The sequence below is a fragment of the Streptomyces sp. NPDC007983 genome (assembly GCF_042958345.1).
In the GTDB taxonomy this organism is placed as follows: Bacteria; Actinomycetota; Actinomycetes; order Streptomycetales; family Streptomycetaceae; genus Streptomyces.
Window position 1 is genome coordinate 264,581 of record NZ_JBIBJI010000002.1, and the last position, 22,627, is coordinate 287,207.

At 72.8% G+C, this 22,627-nt stretch carries 22 protein-coding genes and 1 pseudogene; 9 read left to right on the forward strand and 14 right to left on the reverse strand.

From position 1 onward, the window contains the following. Positions 1-41: 41 nt before the first annotated feature. The 3 genes from ACFZCY_RS06040 to ACFZCY_RS06050 form a co-directional block, all read right to left on the reverse strand. A complete protein-coding gene (locus tag ACFZCY_RS06040) occupies positions 42-2,012 on the reverse strand; it encodes an FAD/NAD(P)-binding protein (RefSeq protein ID WP_391170370.1) in 1,971 nt (656 codons plus the stop codon). Positions 2,013-2,076: 64 nt separating this feature from the next. Next, positions 2,077-3,774 carry an alkaline phosphatase D family protein gene (locus ACFZCY_RS06045; protein WP_391169829.1) on the reverse strand — a complete coding sequence of 566 codons (1,698 nt, stop codon included), beginning with the start codon at positions 3,772-3,774 and terminating at the stop codon, positions 2,077-2,079. Between the two features lie 84 nt (positions 3,775-3,858). Continuing rightward, a complete protein-coding gene (locus ACFZCY_RS06050; RefSeq protein WP_391169830.1) occupies positions 3,859-4,518 on the reverse strand; it encodes a DUF1524 domain-containing protein in 660 nt (219 codons plus the stop codon). Between the two features lie 481 nt (positions 4,519-4,999). On the opposite strand from ACFZCY_RS06050, the gene ACFZCY_RS06055 reads away from it, so the two are divergent. Next, positions 5,000-5,581, forward strand: coding sequence for a TMEM165/GDT1 family protein (locus ACFZCY_RS06055; protein WP_391169831.1), 582 nt, complete (start codon positions 5,000-5,002; stop codon positions 5,579-5,581). A gap of 36 nt (positions 5,582-5,617) precedes the next feature. On the opposite strand, the gene ACFZCY_RS06060 is transcribed toward ACFZCY_RS06055, so the two are convergent. Next, on the reverse strand, positions 5,618-6,271 hold the full coding sequence (locus ACFZCY_RS06060) for an HAD-IA family hydrolase (protein ID WP_391169832.1): 654 nt from the start codon (positions 6,269-6,271) through the stop codon (positions 5,618-5,620). Positions 6,272-6,434: 163 nt separating this feature from the next. Then, positions 6,435-7,616, reverse strand: a complete 1,182-nt coding sequence (locus ACFZCY_RS06065; protein WP_391169833.1) for a peptidoglycan-binding protein — start codon at positions 7,614-7,616, stop codon at positions 6,435-6,437. 298 nt (positions 7,617-7,914) lie between these two features. On the opposite strand from ACFZCY_RS06065, the gene ACFZCY_RS06070 reads away from it, so the two are divergent. Continuing rightward, positions 7,915-9,972, forward strand: coding sequence for a DHA2 family efflux MFS transporter permease subunit (locus ACFZCY_RS06070; RefSeq protein ID WP_391169834.1), 2,058 nt, complete (start codon positions 7,915-7,917; stop codon positions 9,970-9,972). 32 nt (positions 9,973-10,004) lie between these two features. Here the strand turns inward: ACFZCY_RS06070 and ACFZCY_RS06075 are convergent, their stop codons facing one another. Further along, positions 10,005-10,526, reverse strand: coding sequence for a GNAT family N-acetyltransferase (locus ACFZCY_RS06075; RefSeq protein ID WP_391169835.1), 522 nt, complete (start codon positions 10,524-10,526; stop codon positions 10,005-10,007). A 124-nt stretch (positions 10,527-10,650) separates the two neighbouring features. Between ACFZCY_RS06075 and ACFZCY_RS06080 the strand changes: the two genes are divergently transcribed. The 3 genes from ACFZCY_RS06080 (at position 10,651) to ACFZCY_RS06090 (ending at position 12,421) form a co-directional block, all read left to right on the forward strand. Further along, a complete protein-coding gene (locus tag ACFZCY_RS06080; RefSeq protein ID WP_391169836.1) occupies positions 10,651-11,292 on the forward strand; it encodes a hypothetical protein in 642 nt (213 codons plus the stop codon). After that, positions 11,289-11,726: a hypothetical protein gene (locus ACFZCY_RS06085; protein ID WP_391169837.1), complete on the forward strand. Its 438-nt coding sequence runs from the start codon at positions 11,289-11,291 to the stop codon at positions 11,724-11,726. The genes ACFZCY_RS06080 and ACFZCY_RS06085 overlap by 4 nt, the downstream gene beginning before the upstream one ends. Positions 11,727-11,881: 155 nt before the next feature. Next, positions 11,882-12,421: a GNAT family N-acetyltransferase gene (locus tag ACFZCY_RS06090; protein ID WP_391169838.1), complete on the forward strand. Its 540-nt coding sequence runs from the start codon at positions 11,882-11,884 to the stop codon at positions 12,419-12,421. A gap of 9 nt (positions 12,422-12,430) precedes the next feature. Here the strand turns inward: ACFZCY_RS06090 and ACFZCY_RS06095 are convergent, their stop codons facing one another. From ACFZCY_RS06095 to ACFZCY_RS06105, 3 genes are all read right to left on the reverse strand, one after another. After that, positions 12,431-13,135, reverse strand: a complete 705-nt coding sequence (locus tag ACFZCY_RS06095; RefSeq protein ID WP_391169839.1) for a DUF1775 domain-containing protein — start codon at positions 13,133-13,135, stop codon at positions 12,431-12,433. A 76-nt stretch (positions 13,136-13,211) separates the two neighbouring features. Beyond that, entirely contained in the window at positions 13,212-13,787 is a 576-nt protein-coding gene (locus tag ACFZCY_RS06100; protein WP_391169840.1) for a sigma-70 family RNA polymerase sigma factor, read from the reverse strand. Between the two features lie 58 nt (positions 13,788-13,845). Next, on the reverse strand, positions 13,846-14,526 hold the full coding sequence (locus tag ACFZCY_RS06105; protein WP_391169841.1) for a hypothetical protein: 681 nt from the start codon (positions 14,524-14,526) through the stop codon (positions 13,846-13,848). Between the two features lie 158 nt (positions 14,527-14,684). Here ACFZCY_RS06105 and ACFZCY_RS06110 point away from each other — a divergent pair, with 158 nt between their 5' ends. From ACFZCY_RS06110 to ACFZCY_RS06120, 3 genes are all read left to right on the forward strand, one after another. Beyond that, a complete protein-coding gene (locus ACFZCY_RS06110) occupies positions 14,685-16,139 on the forward strand; it encodes a PepSY domain-containing protein (protein ID WP_391169842.1) in 1,455 nt (484 codons plus the stop codon). A 151-nt stretch (positions 16,140-16,290) separates the two neighbouring features. Beyond that, positions 16,291-17,598 carry an ammonium transporter gene (locus ACFZCY_RS06115; RefSeq protein ID WP_391169843.1) on the forward strand — a complete coding sequence of 436 codons (1,308 nt, stop codon included), beginning with the start codon at positions 16,291-16,293 and terminating at the stop codon, positions 17,596-17,598. Then, entirely contained in the window at positions 17,595-17,933 is a 339-nt protein-coding gene (locus tag ACFZCY_RS06120) for a P-II family nitrogen regulator (protein ID WP_391169844.1), read from the forward strand. Before ACFZCY_RS06115 ends, ACFZCY_RS06120 begins: the two co-directional genes overlap by 4 nt. 27 nt (positions 17,934-17,960) lie before the next feature. Here the strand turns inward: ACFZCY_RS06120 and ACFZCY_RS06125 are convergent, their stop codons facing one another. The 5 genes from ACFZCY_RS06125 to ACFZCY_RS06145 all read right to left on the reverse strand — a co-directional run bounded on the left by ACFZCY_RS06125 (position 17,961) and on the right by ACFZCY_RS06145 (position 22,203). Continuing rightward, the gene (locus ACFZCY_RS06125; protein WP_391169845.1) at positions 17,961-19,157 is read right to left on the reverse strand and encodes an FAD-dependent oxidoreductase; all 1,197 of its coding nucleotides are present in this window, start codon (positions 19,155-19,157) and stop codon (positions 17,961-17,963) included. Continuing rightward, entirely contained in the window at positions 19,154-19,354 is a 201-nt protein-coding gene (locus tag ACFZCY_RS06130) for a 4Fe-4S domain-containing protein (RefSeq protein WP_391169846.1), read from the reverse strand. Before ACFZCY_RS06130 ends, ACFZCY_RS06125 begins: the two co-directional genes overlap by 4 nt. 32 nt (positions 19,355-19,386) lie before the next feature. Beyond that, positions 19,387-20,631, reverse strand: a complete 1,245-nt coding sequence (locus ACFZCY_RS06135) for a cytochrome P450 (protein WP_391169847.1) — start codon at positions 20,629-20,631, stop codon at positions 19,387-19,389. Between the two features lie 100 nt (positions 20,632-20,731). Beyond that, positions 20,732-21,457 carry an ATP-binding protein gene (locus tag ACFZCY_RS06140; RefSeq protein WP_391169848.1) on the reverse strand — a complete coding sequence of 242 codons (726 nt, stop codon included), beginning with the start codon at positions 21,455-21,457 and terminating at the stop codon, positions 20,732-20,734. Between the two features lie 8 nt (positions 21,458-21,465). Beyond that, on the reverse strand, positions 21,466-22,203 hold the full coding sequence (locus ACFZCY_RS06145) for a response regulator (RefSeq protein WP_391169849.1): 738 nt from the start codon (positions 22,201-22,203) through the stop codon (positions 21,466-21,468). Positions 22,204-22,315: 112 nt separating this feature from the next. Between ACFZCY_RS06145 and ACFZCY_RS06150 the strand changes: the two are divergent. Beyond that, positions 22,316-22,567: pseudogene (locus tag ACFZCY_RS06150) on the forward strand (arginase family protein); the annotation flags it as partial. Between the last annotated feature and the right edge of the window lie 60 nt (positions 22,568-22,627).

Here is a 22,627-nt window from a genome sequence, read left to right on the forward strand (position 1 = left end):
GGGCCCGGTACGGGCCTTCGGGGCCGTGTCGGGGCCGCTCCTCAGAGCCCCACGGCGCACATCGGGGCGATGTTCCGGCGCGGCTCGGGCGTCGTCGCGAGGCGCAGTACGGCGCGCGCCACCGCGTCGGTGTCGCACAGGGTGACCGAATTCACGCCGGGGCGCGCCCCCGCCGCGGTCACCCAGTGGACGCCTTCCGTCGGCACTCCGATCGCGAACCGGCGCGGATGCGGCCGCCCCTGCGCGTCCACGATCCGGAAGGGGGCCGGGGTGACGTCCAGTCCGCCCGTCTCGTAGCCCTCCACCCGGTGCGGTCGGCACTGCCCGGAGCGCAGCAGTCCGCTCAGCAGCGTGTCGGCGGTGCGGCGCAGATCCGGCTCCGGCAGCCGCGCCTCGATCAGCGTCCGGGCGACGACCGGGGGGCCGGGGACCCGGGTCGAACGGGCGGCGAAGCCGGGGCCACCTGACGAGCCATCAGGTGTTTTGGCCGTGACGTCCAGACCTGGACCCAGGATCTCCAGCACCCCCGCCTCGATCAGCGCGGCCATCTCCTCGATCCGGCGGCGCGGCGGGCCGATCGACAGGAACGCGTTCAGCGGGGTGTACCAGCGGTCGAGATGAGCCCGGCGCGAGACCCCGGAGAGCCCGGCGTGGTCGACGATCAGCCGCACCTCGTTCCGGAGGTCGCGCAGGACGTCGAGCGCGGCCTTGACCGGACCGGTCACATTGCCGAGCCGGGCGTGGGCCGCGTCCGCGCGCGCGTACGTCAGCAGCCATCGCCGGAAGGCGTCACGCGTGGTGAAGTTTTGTTCGCGGTGCGGCTGGGAGATCGTCTCCCAGCACCACCGCCCGGTTGCCGGAATGCCGAATTCCAGGAGGACGGCGGCCTCTTCGGGGGACCCGGGGGAAGTGGCCAGAAAGTGACGTCGGAAGCGTGCCGGGGCGCCCGGGCCTTGGCGGGACAGCAGGGCCTCGTAGTAGACGGTTTCGGCCTCCTTGGCCACCAGCGGCCACACCTCGGTGAGGAAGTCCGGCGGATCGCCGGAGTCCGCCCGCTTGCGGAAGTCTTCGAGGACGTCCGGGGTCAGCAGCAACGGGGTGTGACGGCCGTGCGCACCTTTCGCGTTGTCGCCGCGGGCGTGGTACGGAATGCCGCGGCGGGAGCCCGCGTACAGCCGTGGCTCACGGCCCGAGGGGTGGTAGACCAGCCCTTCCGGTTCCTCGGCCGCGGCCGTGTACGAACCGCCGCGGCCCTCGGTGAGCAGCGCCATATGGTCGAAGAAGTTGAGCCCGAGGCCGCGGAGCAGTACGGCCTCCCCGGGCGCGATGGGCGACAAGTCGACATCGGCGGGGTTGGCGGGCGGGTAGTAGCGCAGCCCGTGCCGGGCCGCGTGGGCGCCGAGCCGCCGCTCCGTCTCGTCGGGAGTACGGGGCAGATGGCCCTGGGCCAGGACGACGGCGCGCAGGCCGCCGAGGCGCGTGCCGTCGTCGAGGGCCAGGGTCTGGGTGCCGTCCGGCGCCTCCTCCAGGGCGATGGCGCGGGCCGGGTGCGGGCGGACGGTGACGGTGGCCGGGGCGGTGCGGACGACCTCGGCGAACACCCACTCCAGGTAGCGGCCGTAGAGCGCGCGGCTCGGATAGTCGTCCGGCCCGGGTGAAGGGGCGGTGGCGCCGGCGCCGTGGCCGGTGGCCCATTCGTACAGGCTCGGCCCGGTGCGTATCGGCCCGTCGCACTCGACGCTCTCGTCGGTGAACAGGGTCACCTGCGAGGCGACGGTGTTCATCAGCAACTCGCCCGGCTGCGCGGTCCGCCACACCCGCCCGGCGCCGGGCGGGGAGGGGTCCACGATGTGCACGGTCAGCCGGGTCCCCGGCGTCAGCTCCGGCGCGGAGGCACAGAGGCGCTCCAGCACGCTGGTGCCGCGGGGACCGGCCCCGACGATGGCTATGGCGTGGGGCTCTCCGGCCAAGGTGTTACTCCCGGGGCAGATGTGACGCAGGATCGCGCCCATCATGCCGGTCACCCCGGGGGTTTCCACCCGCGGAGCGGAACGTCCCCCTCCGTTGTGTCCCGTATCACTCCGGCGGAAGCTGTCCGCCCTCGGGCCAGGACGTCCGCAACGGGGTGGTCAGACGCGGCTCCGGGGCCCCGGCCGCCTGGACGGCCTGGTCCAGGCGCAGCCGCACCGCCCTGCCCTGGAGCGTCAGGGTCATCAGCTGGTTGCCGAACCAGGGGCCGCCGGTCTTCCGCCAGCTCAGCCGGGGCGCCGGGACGCGGCCGTGGCGGGTGAAGACGCGGCCCAGGGCGCGGCCCGCCCGGCTCCAGCCGAAGCGGAACCCGAAGCGGATCGAGGCGTGGATGCTGTTGTGCACCGGGGAGCAGGTCAGCTGGCGGACCTCGCTGACCGGGCGGCGCGGCCAGCGGGACCAGTCCGGTTCGGCGATGTACGCGTGGTGCACATCGCCCGACAGGACGCTGATCGTGGCGGGTGCGCCGGGCCCCTCCCCGACCTCGGCGATCACATCGGTCAGGGCGTCGAAGGACTCGGGGAAGGCGGCCCAGTGCTCCAGGTCGCCGCGCTGCCGCAGGTCCTCGCCGATGCGCGCCCAGCGCGCCCCGCGCCGGCCGCCGCACACCGAGGCGTTCCACGCCTCCACGTCGTGCACGAAGTGCGGCAGCAGCCAGGGCAGGGAGGTGCCGATCAGGAGGTGGTCGTACGTCCCGGCCCCCTCCAGGGCCTGCTGCCGCACCCAGGCCAGCTCCTTGTCCTCCACCATGGCCCGGGTGCCCTCGCCCAGCACCCGCGCGCCGCGCGTGTCGACCATCAGCAGCCGCACCGGACCGAAGTCGCGACGGTAGCTCCACCGGGTGTACGCGGGGTCGGCGTCGGCCCGGGCGGCGAAGGCCCGCAGCGCCTCCGTACCGTCCTCGGTGTCCCGCACCGCCGCGTACAGGCCGTCGGCGGCGAGTTCGGCGGGGGAGAGGTTGCCCAGGTGCTGGTGCACCCAGTACGACATCAGGCCGCTCAGGATGCGCTCGCGCCACCACGGGGTGGCGCGCATCCGGTTCAGCCACGCCTCGCTGGTGTTCCAGTCGTCTATGACGTCGTGATCGTCGAAGATCATGCAGCTGGGCACGGTGGACAGCAGCCACCGCACCTCGGGGTCGAGCCAGGACTCGTAGTACAGCCGCGTGTATTCCTCGTAGTCCGCGACCTGGTCGCCCGGCGGCTCCGACAGATCGCGGCGGGTGGCCAGCCAGCGGCGGGTCTCGGTGGACGTCTCGTCCGCGTACACCTGATCGCCCAGCAGCACGAGCACATCGGGGCGCGGGGCGTCCGGCGAGGTGGCCAGGGTGTGCGCGAGGGTGTCCAGGGCGTCGGGGCCCACCGGGTCGTGCGAGGCGTCGGACGGCGGCGCGGCCCACCGGCAGGAGCCGAAGGCGACCCGCACGGGCTCCGCGGGGCTGGAGGGGCCGGACACGTCCGGCGTACGGATCGTGGAATCCGGGAAGCGGGAGTCCGGCAGCGGCCACACCTGCTCGCCGTCCAGCAGCACCCGGTACGCCGTCTCGGCGCCCGGCCGCAGCCCGCCGACCGGGATCAGCGCGTAGTGATGCCCGGCGATCTGCCAGGTGCGGGCCGTGCCGCCCGCGCCGTCGGCGCAGCGCACCTCCGCCTCGCAGGGCCGGTCGGCCTCCACCCAGACGGTCGCGTCCGTCCCCGTCTCCCAGTCCACGTGCCGCAGCAGTGGTCCCAGGCGCAGCCCGGCCATCCGGCCCTCCTCCGTCGCTCCGCGTCCGTACCGTACGCGTCGTACGGTACGGAACGACGGAGGCGGCTTCGCGGTTCCGCCCGGTCAGCAGCCGTTCAGGATGCCGCTCAGCGCGGACTTCTCCGCCGAGTCGACGGTGAGCTTGTAGGTGTACTTCACCGAGACCCACATGCGCGCGTACATGCAGTGGTACGAGGCGAGCGGCGGCAGCCACTTGGCCGGGTCCTTGTCGCCCTTGGCCTGGTTGACGTTGTCCGTCACGGCTATCAGCTGCGAGTGGGTCAGGTCGTTGGCGAGCGCCTGGCGCTGCGCGGTGGTCCAGCCGCTGGCGCCGGACTTCCACGCCTCGGAGAGCGGAATGACGTGGTCGATGTCCACGTCGGAGGCGGCGGTCCAGGTCTCGCCGTCGTACGCGGACTTCCAGGTGCCGCTGGTGGCCGCGCAGCTGGAGTCGGTCTGGACGTTCGTACCGTCGCGCTTGAGGACCACCTCCCGGGTGTTGCAGGAGCCGCTCTGGGTGATCCAGTGCGGGAACTTGTCCCGGCTGTAACCGTCGGACGACCCCTCGGCCTTCACCGTCAGCCCGGCCAGCTGGGTGCGGGCGGTGGCGGCGCTCGGCGGGGTGGGCGGGGCCGCCTGGGCGGTCGGTCCGCTGAGCACCAGCGTGCCCAGCAGCCCGGCGAAGCCACCGAAGACGGCGGCGCGACGCGCGTAGACGCGTCGGCGATCGTGCATGTGCGACATGCGAACTCCCTAGGAGTGGGGGGTCGTTGGCCACGGCAACGCGGCCATCGTGGTGGCGCCGGGTGGACGTGGGGCAGGCGCCAGGTAACAGAGTGGCGACGCGGTCATGTCAACGCAAGGGGCTTCAGGAAGTGAAGGGGTGGGTGAGTGCGCCCCGGCGTCGCCGTCGCCCGCCGTTCCGGGGCCGTGTGCCGCTGTTCCACCCCGGCGGCGCGACGGGGTGGCGACCCGGGGGAGGGCGCTGCGGAGGCGTCCCGTAGGCTGGTCGGCAGCAGAAGGGGAGTAGCTCCTCGCCGGACCGTCGACATACTGCCCGCCCCATGAGGTGCGGGCCGGCGCCCGGAGCGTACGAGGCACCGCCGGTCAGGTGGGCCGCGTACGCCAGCGAGACCTTCGGCCGCAGTGTCCGACGCTGCCGTGCCGAAGCGACCCCTCTCCAAGGGCCCCTCGGTGCGGCCCGATCCTATGAGGTATCCAGCCCGTGTTCAGCTTCACCGTCGCCGCCGTGGTCTTCGGCGTCGTCTTCCTCGCCGAGCTGCCCGACAAGACCGCCCTGGCCGGGCTGATGCTCGGCACCCGCTACCGCGCCTCGTACGTCTTCGCCGGCGTCGCCGCCGCCTTCGCCATCCACGTCGGGATCGCCATCGCGGCGGGCAGCGTGCTCGGCCTGCTGCCGCACCGCCTGCTGCAGGCGGTCGTCGGTGTGCTCTTCCTCGGTGGCGCGGCGATCCTGCTGCTGAAGAAGGACGACGGGGAGGAGGAGGTCAGCAAGCCCGCCGACCAGTCCTTCTGGAAGGTCGCCGGGGCGGGCTTCTCGCTGATCCTGGTCGCCGAGTTCGGCGATCTCACCCAGATCATGACCGCCAACCTCGCCGCCCGCTACGACGATCCGCTGTCGGTCGGCGTGGGCGCGGTGCTGGCGCTGTGGGCGGTCGCGGGACTGGGCATCCTGGGCGGCCGCACCCTGATGAAGCACGTACCGCTGCGGCTGATCACCAAGGTCGCGGCGCTGGTGATGCTGGCGCTGGGCGCCTTCAGCCTGTACGAGGCCGTGGCGGCGTGAGCCGCTGAGAGGTCCTTCGAGGGGTGTGGGAGGCGCTCAGTCCGCGAGGTGCAGCCGCAGGCCGCCCTCGCCGGGCAGCGCCTCGACCCGCAGCCGCGACAGGTCCGTCACGTGGGCGTCCGGCGCGTGGGCCGCGGCCCGCGGGCCGACGCCGACCACGCGCATCCCGGCCGCCCGGCCCGCCGCGATGCCGACCTCCGAGTCCTCGAAGACCACGCAGTCCCCCGGCGCGAAGCCCAGTTCGGCGGCGCCCTTCAGAAAGCCCTCCGGGTCCGGCTTGCTCGCCCCGACCCGCTCCGCCGTCACCAGGGCGGCGGGCAGCGGCAGTCCGGCCGCCTCCATCCTGGCCCGGGCCAGGCCGTCGTCGGCGGAGGTGACCAGGGCGTGCGGCAGACCGGCGAGCGCGGCCATGAAGGCGGGCGCGCCGGTGATCGGCACGATGCCGTCGAGGTCGGTGGTCTCCCGTTCGAGCATCCACCGGTTGTCGGCCAGGTTCCGCTCCATGGGCCGGTCCGGCAGCAGCGCCGCCATGGTGGCGTGCGCCTGGCGGCCGTGGACCACCGGGAGCACGTCGGCGGGGTCCAGTCCCTGTTCGGTGGCCCAGATCCGCCAGTAGCGCTCGACCACGGCGTCCGAGTTCACCAGCGTGCCGTCCATGTCGAGCAGCAGGGCGCGGGCGGTGAGCGGCATGGGGACTCCAGGGCGCGGCGGACGGGCAGGCCGGAAGAGAACACAAGCGGTCCCGCCCGCCGGTCAGGGAAAACGGGCGGAACCACTTTGTTCCTCCACGATACAAAGCGGCCCGCCCGTACGCCAGGGGCCGGGGGTGTCTTTCGGCGCGGCCCCTTCAGGTCTACGGCTCGTCGGTCCGGGATTCGAGGTCGCGGCGGGTGTTCTCGCCGTAGACCCCTTCCGGGTCCCCCTTGATGTCGTACCGGTCCTGGTACGACGCGACCGCGTCCTTCACCCCGTCGTCGTACTCGCCGTCCGCGTTGCCGATGAACAGCAGCAGCTGGGTCAGCCGCTTCTGCAGCTCGATGACCTCGGCGCCGCTGTCGCCCTCGCGCAGTACCGGCGGACCGGTGGGTTCGGGGCTCTTCGGCGGCTCCTCGGTCGGCGACGTGGTCGGCCGCTGCGTCTTGTCCGGTGTGCTGGGTTCGTCCGGCTTCGGCGCGCGGGTCGGGCGGGTCGTGGGCGGCGCCGCGGGCGTGCGGGGCGCCGGTGGTGCCGCGCGGTCCTGGTCCCGGCTCGTGCTCGGCGGCTTCGCGGGGGACTGCGTGGGCTTGGGCTTCTTGCTCGGCGACGACTCGCGGGACGGGGTGGTGCCCGCGTCCTCGGTCGGCGGTTCGTCCGGGACGCTGGTCTGTGTCTCGGTGAGCGCGCTGTCGCTGGGCTTGCTGTCCTTGTTTCCGCCCAGCAGCCCGGTGGTGAAGGCCAGCGTTCCGGCCACGACCACCGCGGCGGCCCCCGCGACCGCCGTGGCGACGGGCTTACGGCGGCTCTTGCGACGGCGGCCGCCACCGCCGTCGGCGCTGCTGACGCTCTCGCTGCCGGCCCCGTCGCCGTGTCCGTCGTTCCTGGCGCCGCTGTCCCGGCGGCCCGCCGCGGTGATGCGGTCGATCACCCGGGTGCGGTCGACGGGTCCGCCGGGGGTGATGCGGTCGACCGGGGTGATCGGCGCGATGCGGTCGATCACCTGGGTCTCGTCGGCGGCGTCCGCCTCCCCGCCGGGCACCGGTCCGGATCGCGGTGCGGGCTCCTGGCCGCGCCGCGGCCCGGGTTCCGCTTCGCGCCGCGCTTTACGGAAGAACCGTCCGACGTCGCGCGGGCGGGCTCCGGTCGTGTCGTCGCCCTCGCCTTCGTCGTTGCCTTCGCCTTCGCCGGAGAGCCTGAGGTACGGGCGGACGGCGCCCGGCTGGTCGTCGGCCTGCGGGGTGCCGTCCGCCCGGGGGTCGGTGGTGTGGTCATCGGTGGTCTGCGCACTGGTATCGCCGGTCGCCGAGCCGGTTGCCGGGCCGGTTGCCGGGCCGGTCAAGGGCCCCGTCGTCGCCGGGCCCGCGGTGGTGGCACGTTCGGCGCACGCACAGCTGGGTCGGCCGTTCGCGCGGATCGGTGCATAGCAGTGCGGGCAGGAATCTGCCGTCACGAAATTTTCCCTCCCTGTAATCCGCAGCGATTATGTGCATCTGATCGGCTTCCGCGCATGCGTTCGTCGTCAGGAGGCGTGCCGGGTACGTCACGGACGAACCGGCCCGGCCGACCGTAACAGGGCATAAAGGACGGGTTGGGGTGAGGATGGGAGGGCGAGCAGCCGAGGAGTCCGAGGAGTCGTCATGACGCAGGACGCCGGCCGCCCGACCTCGGTCCCGGACCCCGTGGTTCCGGGCCCCGAGGAGGGCCGGCCGAAGCGCACGGTCCTGGTGGCCATCGGCGCGCTGCTGCTCGGCATGCTGCTCGCGGCGCTCGACCAGACCATCGTCTCCACCGCGCTGCCGACCATCGTCAGCGACCTCGGCGGCCTGGACCATCTGTCCTGGGTGGTGACCGCGTATCTGCTCGCCTCCACCGCCGCCACCCCGCTGTGGGGCAAGCTCGGCGACCAGTACGGGCGCAAGCGGCTCTTCCAGGCCGCGATCGTCGTCTTCCTGGCCGGTTCGGCGCTGTGCGGGCTCGCCCAGAACATGGGGCAGCTGATCGCCTTCCGCGGGCTCCAGGGGCTGGGCGGCGGCGGGCTGATCGTGCTGTCGATGGCCATCGTCGGCGATATCGTCCCGCCCCGTGAACGCGGCCGCTACCAGGGGCTCTTCGGCGCCGTCTTCAGTGCCACCAGCGTGCTGGGGCCGCTGCTCGGCGGGCTCTTCGTCGACCAGCTCAGCTGGCGCTGGGTGTTCTACATCAACCTCCCCGTGGGCATCGTCGCGCTCCTCGTCATCGCCTCCGTCCTGCACATCCCGGTCCGCCGCACGCCGCACACCATCGACTACCTCGGCACCGGCCTCATCGCCGGAGTGGCCGCCACCCTGGTGCTGATGGCCTCGCTCGGCGGCGTCACCTACGGCTGGGGCTCCTGGCAGATCCTCGGGCTCGCGGCGCTCGGCGCCGTCCTGCTGATCGCCTTCGTGCGGGTGGAGCGGCGGGCCGCCGAACCGGTGCTGCCGCTGAAGCTCTTCCACAGCCGCACCTTCACGCTCTGCGCGGTCATCGGCTTCGTCGTCGGCTTCGCGATGTTCGGCAGCATGGTCTACCTGCCGACTTTCCTCCAGGTCGTCCAGGGCGTCTCGCCGACCCTCTCCGGCGTCCATATGCTGCCGATGGTCCTCGGCATGCTGCTGTGCTCCACCGTCTCCGGCGAACTCGTCAGCCGCACCGGCCGCTACAAGGTCTTCCCGATCCTGGGCACCGCCGTCACCGGCATCGGGCTGCTGCTCCTGCACCAGCTGCGCGAGACCAGCGGGGTCGTCGAGACCAGCGCCTACTTCTTCGTCTTCGGCTGCGGGCTCGGACTGGTCATCCAGGTGCTGGTGCTGATCGTGCAGAACTCGGTGAGCTACCAGGACCTCGGCGTCGCCACCTCCGGCGCGACGTTCTTCCGCTCCATCGGTGCCTCCTTCGGCGTGTCCGTCTTCGGCTCGATCTTCGCGGGCAACCTCACCCCCAAGATCGCCGACGCGCTCGCCGGGCGGTCGCTGCCGCCGGGCGTCACCCCCGCCGGGCTCGCCGCCGACCACCACGCCCTCGGGCGGCTGCCACAGGGCGAGCGGGCCGCGGTGGTGCACGCGTACGCCACCTCCATCACCGACGTGTTCCTGTACGGCGTCCCGGTCGTGCTGCTCGCCTTCGTCCTCGCCTGGTTCCTGCGGGAGGAGCCGCTGCGCGGCGGCGTCACCGCGCCCGAGGCCAGCGAGGTCCTGGCCAGCAACCCCGTCGAACGCTCCTCGTACGACGAATGCGCGCGGGCCCTGTCGCTGCTGGGCAGCCGCGAGGGCCGCCGGAAGGTCTACGTCGACATCACCGAGCGGGCCGGGCTCGACCTGCTCCCGGCCGCCAGCTGGATGGTGCTGCGCATCCGCCACTACGGCTCGGTCGAACCCGCCGTCCTGGCCCAGCGCACGCCCGTACCGCTGCGGGCCATCACCGGCGCGGCGCGCCAGATCGAGGAACGCGGGCTCGGCGTGCGGTACGGGCTCGACCTGACCCTGACCCCCAGGGGCCGGGAGGTCGCGGACCGCCTCTTCCGGGCGCGCGAGAGGTCGCTGGCCGAGCTGCTGGGCGACTGGTGGTCACCGGAGCGGCCGACGGATCTGGTCGAGCTGGTGGAGGAGCTGTCGCGGGAGATGTGCGGTTCCGACGAGGAGCGCCCCTGGCGCCGGGAGCCGCCGGGCGCGAGGTGAGCCGTACGGGCTTCCTGCCGGGGCCGGGGCCCTCATATGAGGTCCTTGGCCATCCACACTTCGGCGTACGGCCCCTCGCTGAACGCCGGTACGTCCCGGTAGCCGTGGCGTGCGTACAGCGCCCGCGCCTCGACCAGATCGCGCCGGGTGTCCAGCACGATCCGTACGACGCCCAGCTCGTCCGCGGCCGTCTCGACGGCCGCGAGCAGCGCGGCGCCCCCGCCGAGCCCGCGCTTGCCGGGGCGCAGGAACACCCGCTTCAGCTCCGCGGTGCGGTCGACGTGGTCGCCCCGCCGCCGCAGCCCCGCACACCCGGCCACGTCGCCGCCGTGCCGCGCCACCAGCAGCACCCCGTCCGGCGGGGCCAGGTCGTCGCTGGGCATCTCCCGCAGCGCCCGCTCGATCTCCTCGGACGTCGCGTCGCGCCCCTCGTGGAGCCGGTAGTAGCGGTCGGCCACGTCGGTCATGTACTCGCGCAGCAGCGTGGCCGCGACCGGGTCGCTGACGGGCCGTGCGGCGACGTCCCAGGACGGGCTGATGGTCATGACCGGCATCCTGGCACCGGCCGGTCTCCGATCGCATCGGAATATGACCCAGTTTGAGCGCGGGGACAGTGGGCTACCCGGCGTCGCAGAGCCCCCGAACAGGGGGGCACCTGCGGGAAGGCAGAAGCAGACCATGTCAACTGGCGCGATCATCATCGTGATTGCCGCTGCGGTCGTCCTGGCAACCGTGCTCGCCGCGGGCATCGTACGTGCGCGTGGGAGCGGCAGGAAAAATGCTCTGCGACGCCACTTCGGGCCCGAGTACGACCTGAACGTCGCCGAGCACGCGGGCGACACCAAGGCGGCGGAGCGCGAACTCGACGAACGACTGCGACGATACCGAGACCTCAGGACCGAACCCCTCTCCGGTGAGCTGCGCGAGCGCTACCTGGCCGAATGGGTGGGCACCCAGGAGCAGTTCATCGAGTCCCCGGAGTACGCGGTGGCCGGGGCGGACCAGCTGCTCGCCCGCCTCGCGCGGGACCGCGGCTATCCGTCCGATCGCTACGAGGAGCAGGTCGCGGCCCTGTCCGTGCACCACGCGGACTGTGTGCAGGGCTACCGGCAGCTCCACGTCACGGCCGCCCGCGCCCGTGAGGGCCGGGCCGACACCGAGGAACTGCGCGAGGCCGTGGTGCACGCCCGGCCCTTCTTCGAGGAACTCGTGAAACCGCCCCATCACGCGTCCGACGGGCACCAGGGGCACCACGGGCATGTCGGCAGGACCGGCCGGAAGGCCCACGTCTGGCACATCGGGAAGGCCGGTGCACGATGACGGACAACGGACCGGAGTGGAGCCACGGCCTGGAGACGGACCACGGCCCCGAGCACAACAACGGCCACCGTCGGCACGGCCTGGAGAAGCACGAAGTGCCGCCTCCCAGGGAGCCGATGGGCGGCGGTATGGAGCAGCCGAGTCCCCCGGACGGCCCCAGCTTCCCCGTCCTGCCGACGAGCGAGCACGACAAGCTGAACCAGCGTCTGCGGTACGCGGTCAGCGCCTTCGTGGACGCCCCGCGCGGCTCGGTGGAAGAGGCGGACGCTCTCCTCGAAGAGATCTCGGCCCGGCTGGTCGATCTCCTCGCCGAACGCCGTCGCACCCTCCGCGCCGCCTGGCACGAGAACACCGCGAGCAGGGCGGAGACGGAGGAACTGCGCCTGGCCATGCGCGGCTACCGCAACGTCCTGGAGCGGCTGCTCAACGTCTGAGCCCTCCGCCTCCCCTCCCGGCCGCCGCCCGGACACCGCTCCGGACGGCGGTCTTCCTCGCGCTCACGCGCGGCCGGTGCCTGCGATGATGCGGCGGTCAGTCACGACACCGCGCCGGACGCGCCGCCCGCCGGTCCCGGGAGAGGAAGCACGCCATGCCCCCGATAGACCTCCTGTCCGCCGAGACGTTCCCCGACAGCGTCAAGGGCCTCGCCGAGGTCCTGGCCGACGCCGTCGACGACGGCGCCTCCATGGGCTTCCTCGCGCCCTTCGGCCACGACGACGCCGCCGCATGGTGGCAGGCCCAGGCCCCGGCGGTGGCCGACGGCAGCCTGCTCGTCTGGGCCTGCCGAGCCCCGGAGAGCGCGGGCGGCATCGTCGGCACCATCAGCCTGGCCCTGGCCCGCAAGCCCAACGGACGGCACCGCGCCGAGGTCCTCAAGCTGGCCGTTCACCGCGCCGCCCGTGGCCGGGGCCTGGCCCGGGCGCTGCTGGCCACCGCGGAGTCGGCCGCCCGCGCCGCCGACGTCACCCTGCTGATGCTGGACACCGTCACCGGCAGCAAGGCCGAGTACGTCTACCTCGCCGACGGCTGGGCCCGCTACGGCATCGTCCCCGACTATGCCGCCGCCCCGGATGGCTCCCTGGAGGACTGCAGCTTCTTCTACAAGCAGCTGACGGAGGCAAGCGGCTGACGGGCTGCGTCAGGCCTGGCGACGCTGTTTGAACACCCATAGGCCCGCGCCCGCGACGATCAGGACGCCGATGCTGATGCCGATCGCGGTGGCGGCGCCCGCGTTGCTGTCCTTCTTCTCGTCCGCCTTCTGCTCCGTCTTGCCGGACGCCTTGCCGGACGCCTGCTCAGACGTCTTGTCCGAGGCGTCGTCCGACGAGGAGGGGGCCTTGGACGGCTTGGAACCGGCCGCCGCCGCCTTCAGGTCGAGGACCGGCGCGGGCTCCTCCGGTTCCGGGCCGTCGCCGGGCAGTTCGATCCACCGGGAGACCTTGCCGTCGCTGTAGGTCTCGATGGTCTTGAACGCCAGCGATTTCGCGTCGGGCAACTGCCGCACCTTGACCTTGTGGACGGCGTTCGTCCCCACGGCCAGCTTCGGACCGCTGATCGTGTAGCCGTCCTTGGTGGGCTTCATCTTCCAGCCCTTGGGCGCCTCGTCCAGCGTGACATCCCCCGGGGCGATGCCTTCGGGCAGCACGACGCGCACCTCGGTGAAGCCGGCGGACTCCGACTCGGCCTCGCCCGTGAAGGTGAGGACGACGTCCTTGGCCAGCGCCTGGGCGTTGGAGGCGGTGACCTCCGCGTGGGCGGACGCGGGACCGGCGAAGGCGATCGTCGCGGCGATCGCGGCGGCGCTCACGGCACCGAGGCGGCGCGTCGTACGCATGGTTGACATCAGCGAGACTCCTCAAAGCAGATGACAGATAGTGAAATTTGTCAGCGGTCAGCGGTCAGCGAATGGCTGTCAGCGGTCAGTTGTCAGCCATCCGCAGCAGCGCGGTCATGTGCTCGCGGGCGCGGGACACCCGGGACCGTACGGTCCCCACCGGGCAGCCCGTGGCCGAGGCGGCGTCGGCGTAGGGGAGCCCGAGGAGCTGGGTCAGGATGAACGCCTCGCGGCGCGGGGCGTCCAGCGTCGCCAGCAGGTCGAGCAGGGCCACGCCCTCCTCGAAGCCGGGCAGCCCGACGGGCTGCGCCCGTTCGGCGACCGTCCGCCAGTCGGTCGTGTCGGCGATGCGGGGGCGGACCGCCGCGGCGCGGTAGCGGTCGGCGACCGCGCGGCGGGCGATCGACAGCAGCCAAGTGCGTGCGCACGAGCGCCCGGCGAAGCGGGGCAGCCCGCCCAGCGCCCGTAGATACGTCTCCTGGGTCAGGTCGTCGGCGCCGTGCACATCGGCACTCAGATGCACGACGAAGCGCCAGACGTCGAGACGGGTGGCGCGGATGAAGCGTTCGACCGCGTCCGCGTCGCCGTCGCGGGCGGCCAGCGCCCATGCGGTGATCTGCTGATCGCGATCCTGGCGATCCTGTACGAGGGCAGGGGTCATCGCCTGATGTCCTCCGGAAGTGATGGGCTTCCGCCCGTCACCGGTCGGGACAGGCGGGTCAGATGCGCACCAGACCCTCTGGGGGACCTCTCCGGGCGACCACGTAGTGCAGCAGCGCCGCGCGCAGCGCCCGCCCCGCCCCCGGCCGCCACGGAAGGCGGCGGGTGGGCAGCGGCAGGGCGTCCGCGCCGAGCAGCCGCAGGACCAGGCGCAGCGGTACGAAGACGGCGGCCGCGAGGGCGCGGCCCAGCCGGAACGCGGCGGCCTCGCCGCACCACAGCCACAGCCCGCACACCAGCGCGGCCAGCGCGTGGGCCAGCAGCATGCCGGGGGTGATGCCGTCCGCCGCCGACGCCATGTGAGCGTCGGCCATCCCGGCCATGCCATCCATGCCGTTCATGCCGGGGCCGCCGCTCATGCCCCCGCCGCCGTGCGCACCGTGCGCGCCGTGTCCCATGGGTGCCTGGGCGAGCCGCGAGGACTGCGAGAAGTGGAACAGCAGGTGCAGCGCCATCTGCGCCCCCACCGTCGCCCCGGTCACGACCGCGCCGCCGCGCTGGCGCCCCGTCAGCCACCAAGCCGCGGAGGCGGTGGCGAGGAACGCCGCGCCCAGCATCCATCCCGGCACGGTCCCGCCGGACATCACCGCATGGCCCAGGGCCGCCATCACCACGCACACCACCGCGAAGATCGCGGCACGTGTGGTGCGGAGGGCCGGGCCGGGTGTCATGCCGGTCATCGTGCCATCCACCTCGGATGACGGTGTGAACTCGTCCCAAGTTGATAAAACGCGCACCCATGTGACGCAGGCCACAGAACGCGCCGGAACTCAACCCCCCTCGGCCCCGACTACTGGACGAGCAGGCCGCGCACCACCCCCGAACCAGGAGGGCCGCCATGTCCACCGACGAACACGTCGCCCCGGCCGCCGTCGGCCCCGGCGCCGACGGCGACGTGGCCGACCGGGACGCCCCCGCGCGCTCGGCCTGGTCCGTGCTGCGCCCCCTGGTGCTGCGGCTGCACTTCTACGCCGGAGTCCTCGTCGCCCCGTTCCTGCTGATCGCGGCCACCACCGGACTGCTCTACGCGGGCTCCTACCAGGCCGAGAAGCTCATGTACGACCATGAGCTGCGCGTCCCGGCCGGTGACACCAAGCTGCCGCTCTCCCGGCAGATCGACGCCGCCCGCCAGGCGCACCCGGAGGGCACGATCAGCGCGGTGCGCCCGTCGCCGGACGACACCGGCACCACCCGGGTGCTGCTGTCCGGCGTGAAGGGGGTCGCGGAGGGCCACACCCGCGCCGTCTTCGTCGACCCGTACACCGCGAAGGTGCGCGGCGCGCTGGAGCAGTACGGCAGCACCGGCGCCCTGCCGCTGCGCACCTGGATCGACGAGTTCCACCGCGATCTGCACCTCGGCGAGAGCGGCCGCCTCTACAGCGAACTCGCCGCCAGCTGGCTGTGGGTGATCACCGGTGGCGGGCTGCTGCTCTGGTTCGCCCGCCGCCGCCGTAACCGCCGCGCCACCGCCGAATCCACCGCCCCCGCCGCCGGCTCCGCCACCCCCACCGGCCGCCGCCGCACCCTCGCCCTGCACGGCGGCGTCGGCGTCTGGGTGGCGGCGGGGCTGTTCTTCCTGTCCGCCACCGGGCTCACCTGGTCCACCTACGCCGGGGCGAACGTCACCGACCTGCGCGCCGCGGCCGGCCAGTCCACCCCGGCCGTGGCCTCCGGGCTCACCGGTGAGCACGCGGGCCACGGCGCCATGCCGGGGATGGACATGGGCGGTTCGGACGGTGGGCACCACGCCACCGACGTGGGCTACGACGCCGTGCTGCGGGCCGCCCGGGCGAAGGGCCTCGGCGACCCGGTGGAGATCGTGCCGCCGTCAGGGCCGAGCGCCGCGTACACGGTCAGCCAGATCCAGCGCAGCTGGCCGGAGAAGCAGGACGCGGTCGCCGTCGCCCCGGCCACCGGCGAGGTCACCGACACCGTGCGGTTCGCCGACTACCCGCTGCTGGCCAAGCTGAGCCGGTGGGGCATCGACCTCCACACCGGCGTCCTCTTCGGCATCGTCAACCAGCTCGCCCTGGCGGCGCTCGCCCTCTCCCTGATCCTGCTCGTCGTGTGGGGCTACCGCATGTGGTGGCAGCGCGGCCGCGCGGGCGCCTTCGGCCGCCCCCTGCCGCGCGGCGCCTGGCGGCAGGTGCCGGTATACGTCCTGGCCCCGTCGGCCGTCGGGGTCGCCGTGGTGGGCTACTACCTGCCGCTGCTGGGCATTCCGCTGGCCGCGTTCCTGGCCGTGGACGTCGCGGCGGGCCGCATCGCCGCCCGGCGGACCCGGAGCGCGTAGGCGGTGAGCGGGAGGAAACGCCGACGCAACACGAAACATCGAGGAAACACGTCCGTACGCACGCGGTAACGACCGGACGTGAACCTTCCCTGGTGGCCATCGAGCACCCATCGATGCGATTCCATGCCGACTGGGAAGGTGACATATCGACATGCCGACCGGATTCGACGCCGGCGACACCGCGTGGCTGCTGGCCAGCACCGCGCTCGTGCTGCTCATGACACCCGGGCTCGCCCTGTTCTACGGCGGCATGGTGCGGGCGAAGAGCGCGCTGAACATGCTGATGATGAGCTTCGTCTCCATCGCCGTCGTCACCGTGGTCTGGCTGCTCGTCGGCTACAGCCTCGCCTTCGGCAAGGACCTCGGCGGCGCCGGGCTGCTCGGCGGGCTGGAGCACGCGGGAATGCGCGGGATCGGGCCGACGGACCTGACCGGGCATGTGCCGACGCTGCTCCACGCCACCTTCCAGCTCACCTTCGCGATCATCACGGCCGCGCTGATCAGCGGGGCGATCGCGGACCGGGCCCGGTTCGGGGCGTGGGTTGCGTTCGTCGCGGTGTGGACGCTGCTCGTATACGTTCCGGTGGCGCACTGGGTGTTCGCGCCGGGCGGCTGGATCCTGGAGAAGCTGCAGGCGCTGGACTTCGCGGGCGGCACCGTCGTGGAGGTCAACTGCGGGGCCTCCGGGCTGGCGTTGGCGCTGCTGCTCGGGCCGCGGATCGGGTTCAAGAAGGAGGCCATGCGGCCGCACAACCTGCCGCTGGTGCTGCTCGGCGCCGGGCTGCTGTGGTTCGGATGGTTCGGCTTCAACGCCGGGTCCGCGCTGGGCGCGAACGGCATGGCGGCCGCCGCGTTCATCAACACCCAGGCGGCGGGCTGCACCGGGCTGCTGGGCTGGCTGGTGGTCGAGAAGGTCCGCGACGGCCACGCCACCACCCTCGGCGCCGCCTCCGGCGCGGTCGCCGGACTGGTCGCGATCACCCCGTCGTGCGGTTCCGTGGGCGTCGCCGGGGCGCTGCTGATCGGGCTCGCGGCCGGGGTGCTCTGCTCGTACGCGGTGAGCTGGAAGTTCCGCTTCGGCTACGACGATTCGCTCGACGTCGTCGGCGTCCACCTGGTGGCCGGGATCGTCGGCACCGTGCTGATCGGCCTGTTCGCCACCTCCGCCATGACCGGCGGCCCGGCCGGGCTGCTGTCCGGCGGCGGCGCGGGACAGCTGGGCAAGCAGATCGTGGCGGTGCTGGCGGTGGGCGCGTACGCGTTCGTCATGACGTACGGCATCGGGAAGGTCATCGACCGGACCATGGGCTTCCGGGCGGCCGAGGAGGACGAACGGTCCGGACTCGACCTCGCCGTCCACGCCGAGAGCGCCTATGATCACGGGGTTCTGGGCCATGGCGTGCCACAGAACGCCGTCCATCGCCCGCCGCATCACCCCGACAGGACCCCGACCCCATGAAGCTGATCACCGCGATCGTCAAGCCGTTCAAGCTGGACGATGTGAAGACGGCGCTGCTGGAGATCGGTGTGCAGGGCCTCACCGTCACCGAGGCCAGCGGCTTCGGACGGCAGCGCGGCCACACCGAGGTCTACCGCGGCGCCGAATACCGCATCGACTACGTGCCCAAGGCGCGCATCGAGGTGGTCGTGGAGGACGCCGAGGCCGACACCGTCATGGACGCCATCGTGACCGCCGCCCGCACCGGGCGGATCGGCGACGGCAAGGTGTGGGCCGTCCCGGTCGACGACTTCGTGCGCGTACGCACGGGCGAGCGGGGACCGGACGCGGTCTGACCCGCGCCCGGCCCCGCCCGCGGGTCGTCACGCCGGTGTCGTGGCCCGTCGCACCGCGTCCGCCCACCGCGCCCCGGCGGCGATCGACCGCCGCCAGTCGCGCAGCACCCGGGGCGACATGCCCACGGCCAGCACCCCGGTCAGCCGGTCCCCGCGGCGGTACGCGGCGAGGAACGCACCCTCGCCCCCCTCTTCCAGGGATCCTTCCACCACGGCCACCTCCTCATGGCCGCGCAGATGGCCGTACGCCTGGATCCGCATCCCGTACTGGTCCGACCAGAAGTACGGCACCGGCTGATACGGCCGCCGCGCCTCCGGCGCCGGGGCGAGCAGATTGCGGGCCGCCGCCATGCCCTGCTCGGTGGCGTTCGTACGGTGCTCGATCCGCATGGCCGTACCGAACAGCGGGTTGTGCCAGCACGCAACGTCCCCCGCCCCGTAGACACCGGGCGCGGCGGCGCTGAACTCGTCGCACTCCAGCCCGTTGCCCAAGGTCAGACCGCTGCCCTCCAGCCACTCGGTGTTGGGTACGGAACCGACGGCGACCAGCACCTCGTCCGCCGCGACCCGGCCGCCGTCAGCCAGCCGCACCCCGTCGCCGGTCACCTCGGTCACCGTGACCCCGGTGCGCAGGTCCACCCCGTGGTCCAGGTGCGCCCGGGACAGCACCCGGCCGACGTCCTCGCCGACCGCCGGCGCCAGCGGCACCGGCGCCGGTTCCAGCAGGGTCACCGCCGCGCCCAGCCCGCGCGCGACGGCGGCCGCCTCCGCGCCGAGGAACCCGGCGCCGACCACCACCAGCCGCGTCCCCGCCGTCAGCCGGTCCCTCAAGCCCAGCGCGTCGTCCAGGGTGCGCAGCACATGCGCGCCCCCGTCCCCGGGCAGTCGGCGCGGCCGTACGCCGGTGGCGACGACCAGCCCGTCGTACGGCACCTCGGACCCATCGGCGAGCGCGACCGTACGCCCGGCCGGGTCGAGCCCGGTCGCGGCGACGCCGAGCCGCAGGTCGAGCCCGAGCGCGTCCAGCTCGTCCCGTCCGCGCAGCGGGAGCCGTCCGGCGTCCCACTGCCCGCCGAGGATCTGCTTGGACAGCGGCGGCCGGTCGTACGGGGCGTGCGGTTCGTCGCCGACGAGGGTGACGGTGCCGTCGTACCCCGCCCGGCGCAGCGTCTCCGCCGCCGCGAGCCCGGCGGCCGAGGCGCCGACCACGACGACACGCCTCACTCCTGCTCCACCACCCGGATCGCCGCCGCCGGGCAGATCATCGCGGACTCCCGTACGTCGTCGTGCAGTTCGGCACCGGGCCGGTCGTCCAGCAGCACGACCATCCCGTCCTCGTCCCGCTGGTCGAACACATCGGGCGCGATCATCACGCACTGACCGGACGCGACACACTTGGGAACATCGACTTCCACACGCATGGTGACTCCCTCGGCTCCTTCGACTCCTGTGCTCATGACGTCCATGTGACGGGCAACTCGTAGACGCCGTACACCAGGCCGTCGTGCTTGAACGACAGCTGGTCGACGCCGGTCGCCAGCCGCAGGGTGGGGATGCGGCGGTAGAGCGTGCCGTAGACGACCTGCAACTCCACCCGGGCGAGCGGCTGGCCCAGGCACTGGTGGACGCCGAAGCCGAACGCCATGTGGCGGCGGGCGTCGCGGCCGATGTCCAGCCGGTCGGGCTCGGGGAAGAGCTCCGCGTCCCGGTTGCCGGTGCCGGTGTAGACGATGATGCCGTCCCCGGCGCGGATGGTCTCGCCGCCGATCTCGATGTCCTCCAGCGCGACCCGGCTGCGCCCGTTGTGCACGATCGTCAGGTAGCGCAGCAGCTCCTCGACCGCCTTCGCGACGACCTTCGGATCGTCGGTCTCCCGCAGGACGGCGAGCTGATCGGGGTTCTCCAGCAGCGCGACGGTGCCGAGGGCGATCATGTTGGCCGTGGTCTCATGGCCGGCGACCAGCAGCAGGAGGCCCATGGAGGCGGCGTCGCGCCGGGGCAGCTCACCGGACCTGACCCGGGCGGCCAGCTCGGAGAGCATGTCGTCGGCGGGCTCGGCGAGTTTGACGCCGATCAGCTCGTCCAGATAGTCGGTCAGCGCGTCGCTGGCGGCGACCATCTCCTCGGCCGACGAGTGCCGGTTGATCATGCGCGAGCTCTTCTCCTGGAAGAACTCGTGGTCCTCGTACGGCACCCCCAGCAGCGTGCAGATCACCAGGGACGGCAGCGGCAGCGCGAGCGAGCGCACCAGATCGGCCGGGGTGGGCCCGGCCAGCATCGCGTCGATCAGGTCGTCGGTGATCTTCTGGATGGCGGGCCGCATCGCCTCGACCCGCTTGATGGCGAACGGGGCGGTGACCATCCGGCGGATCCGGGCGTGCTCGGGATCGTCCATGGCGATGAAGGAACGCCGCCGTGAGGCGTTCTCGCGGAAGCCCGCGTTCGGGTGCGGAAAGCCGGGCAGCGTGGACTGGGAGCTGGCGCGCGGGTCGGCGAGCAGGGCGCGCCCGTCGGCGTACCCGGTCACCAGCCACGGGGTGCTGCCGTCCCACATCCGCACCTTGGCGACCGGCCGTTCGGCGTGCATCGCCTGCGCGGTCGGCGGCGGGTCGAAGGGGCAGCCGGATGCCCGCGGCATCGGATACGCCGGAATCGGCTCTTCCGACTGGGGCGTGGTCTCTGCCAGCGTCTCGGTCATGTCTCTCCTCGGGTGGGGGATTCCGACAGGAGCGGAGCGTGAAGCTGTGTGCACCGGGGACGTGATGACCAGCGAACCTCCCCGACCTGACGCCGCCCGGTCAGTTGCCTGACGAAACGCTGACTGTGGGCAAGGCCACAGTGACCGTCGTACCGCGGCCGGGCCCGCTGCTCACGGCCACCTCGCCGCCGTGCCGTTCGACCACCAGCCGCACGATGGTGAGCCCGAGGCCACCGCCCGGCTCGGCGCGGCCGTCCTCGGGACACGGCCCGGTCAGCCGGGCGATCGCCCGCGGGTCCATGCCCGGCCCTTGGTCGCCGACCGACAGCTCCACCCGCGGCTCCCCGCCGGGCCCGCGCACCGGACCGCGCACGGCCACCGTCACCGGGGACCCGGCGGGGGTGTGCTGCAGCGCGTTGCCCAGCAGATTGCGGGCGGCGTGCCGCAGCATCCGGTGGTCGGCGACGAGGGTCGTGCGGCCGGAGTTCTCGCGGGTGATGGGGCGTTCGGGATCGAGCAGCCCCAGGTCCGCCACCGCCTCGTCGGCCACGTCCCGCAGATCCACCGGCTCCAGGCGCGGCGACCGTTTCCACGAGGCGTCCGAGCGGGGAAACACCCGCTGGATCCCCTCGTGCATATGGTCGGCCTCGTCCTGGATCCGCCGCAGGGCGCGCACCATCAGTTCGGGGTCGTCGCTGAGCCCCTGCAACGGCAGTTCGGCCCAGCCGCGGATGGTCGTCAGCGAGGTGCGCAGCTCGTGCAGCAGCACCTCCATCCGCTGCCGGCGCTCGTCGTCGTCCATGCCGTCGCTCATGCCGTCGTTCATGCCGTCATTCATACGGCGGCGATCCGGCCGAGCCAGTAGCCGAAGCCACGACGGGTGTGGATCAGCGCCGGGGCGTCCTCGTCGACCTTGTGCCGCAGCCGGGAGATCAGCTTCTCGATGGCGTTGTCCCCGTAGCTCCGGTGGTCCTTGAACCACAGATGCTCACCGATCTGCTCCTTGGACACCACCCGCCCGGCGTTGACCAGCAGATAGCGCAACAGCCGGTACTCGGCGGGCGTCAGGTCCAGCGCCCGGCGCCCCCGCCGGGCCTGCCGGGTCGTATCGTCCAGCACCAGATCCGCATACCGCGGCGGCGCATCCTCCCGCGCCCTCCGCCGCCGCCCGCGCAGCAGCACCTGCACCCGGGCCAGCACCTCGGCGATCCGGAACGGCTTGGTCACGTAGTCGTTCCCGCCGATGCCGAGCCCGGTGACCAGCGAATCCAGCGAGTCGCGGGCGGTGAGGAAGAGCACCGGCGGATGGTCCTCGTCGGCGGCCACCATCCGCCGGCACACCGTGAACCCGTCCAGATCGGGCAGCATCACATCCAGAATCACCAGATCCGGCCGCTCCCGCCCCACCCGGTCCAGCGCCTCGCCCCCGGTGGCCGCGGTGCCGACCTGATACCCGGCCAGCTCCAGGGTGGTCGAGAGCAGTTCGGCGATCCTGGACTCATCGTCCACGACCAGAATGCGCTGCCCGTCCCCGCGGGCGGGCACCGGCTTCTCGCTGACACTCCCGTACACAAGCTGACCCTAGATGACCCGCCCCTTCCGCGGCACCAGGGCCCTGACCCTCACCGATGAGATCCGGACAGCGCCGTTGAAGCGTGCCGGACCGCACGGCCAGAATGGCCGGATGCGCCGCATTGTCGTCATCGATGCCCCGTCCAACCTCGGCCTCCGGCCGCCGCGCGACGGCACTGTGCCCGGGTGCTACAAGCTGGCGGGCGCGCTGCGCGAGCAGCGGCTGGTGCGGCGGCTCGGCGCGTCCGAGGGCGGTGTCGTCGTGCCGCCCTGTTACGACCGCGGCAACTGGCGGGAGGGCGACGGCGTGTTCAACGCCGAGGCCATCGCCGGCTACACCCGCCAGCTCGCCGACCGCATCGAACACCTGAAACCACTCGGCAAGCAGCGACTCGCAGCCGCCTGATCGCGGTCAACGCGACAC

Bases quoted from the DNA above. Each gene is read 5' to 3' on its own strand.
- ACFZCY_RS06040 (WP_391170370.1), bottom strand. From the start codon at position 2,012: ATGGGCGCGATCCTGCGTCACATCTGCCCCGGGAGTAACACCTTGGCC.
- ACFZCY_RS06045 (WP_391169829.1), bottom strand. From the start codon at position 3,774: ATGGCCGGGCTGCGCCTGGGACCACTGCTGCGGCACGTGGACTGGGAG.
- ACFZCY_RS06050 (WP_391169830.1), bottom strand. From the start codon at position 4,518: ATGTCGCACATGCACGATCGCCGACGCGTCTACGCGCGTCGCGCCGCC.
- ACFZCY_RS06060 (WP_391169832.1), bottom strand. From the start codon at position 6,271: ATGCCGCTCACCGCCCGCGCCCTGCTGCTCGACATGGACGGCACGCTG.
- ACFZCY_RS06070 (WP_391169834.1), top strand. From the start codon at position 7,915: ATGACGCAGGACGCCGGCCGCCCGACCTCGGTCCCGGACCCCGTGGTT.
- ACFZCY_RS06075 (WP_391169835.1), bottom strand. From the start codon at position 10,526: ATGCCGGTCATGACCATCAGCCCGTCCTGGGACGTCGCCGCACGGCCC.
- ACFZCY_RS06080 (WP_391169836.1), top strand. From the start codon at position 10,651: ATGTCAACTGGCGCGATCATCATCGTGATTGCCGCTGCGGTCGTCCTG.
- ACFZCY_RS06085 (WP_391169837.1), top strand. From the start codon at position 11,289: ATGACGGACAACGGACCGGAGTGGAGCCACGGCCTGGAGACGGACCAC.
- ACFZCY_RS06090 (WP_391169838.1), top strand. From the start codon at position 11,882: ATGCCCCCGATAGACCTCCTGTCCGCCGAGACGTTCCCCGACAGCGTC.
- ACFZCY_RS06095 (WP_391169839.1), bottom strand. From the start codon at position 13,135: ATGTCAACCATGCGTACGACGCGCCGCCTCGGTGCCGTGAGCGCCGCC.
- ACFZCY_RS06100 (WP_391169840.1), bottom strand. From the start codon at position 13,787: ATGACCCCTGCCCTCGTACAGGATCGCCAGGATCGCGATCAGCAGATC.
- ACFZCY_RS06105 (WP_391169841.1), bottom strand. From the start codon at position 14,526: ATGACCGGCATGACACCCGGCCCGGCCCTCCGCACCACACGTGCCGCG.
- ACFZCY_RS06110 (WP_391169842.1), top strand. From the start codon at position 14,685: ATGTCCACCGACGAACACGTCGCCCCGGCCGCCGTCGGCCCCGGCGCC.
- ACFZCY_RS06115 (WP_391169843.1), top strand. From the start codon at position 16,291: ATGCCGACCGGATTCGACGCCGGCGACACCGCGTGGCTGCTGGCCAGC.
- ACFZCY_RS06120 (WP_391169844.1), top strand. From the start codon at position 17,595: ATGAAGCTGATCACCGCGATCGTCAAGCCGTTCAAGCTGGACGATGTG.
- ACFZCY_RS06130 (WP_391169846.1), bottom strand. From the start codon at position 19,354: ATGCGTGTGGAAGTCGATGTTCCCAAGTGTGTCGCGTCCGGTCAGTGC.
- ACFZCY_RS06135 (WP_391169847.1), bottom strand. From the start codon at position 20,631: ATGACCGAGACGCTGGCAGAGACCACGCCCCAGTCGGAAGAGCCGATT.
- ACFZCY_RS06140 (WP_391169848.1), bottom strand. From the start codon at position 21,457: ATGAACGACGGCATGAGCGACGGCATGGACGACGACGAGCGCCGGCAG.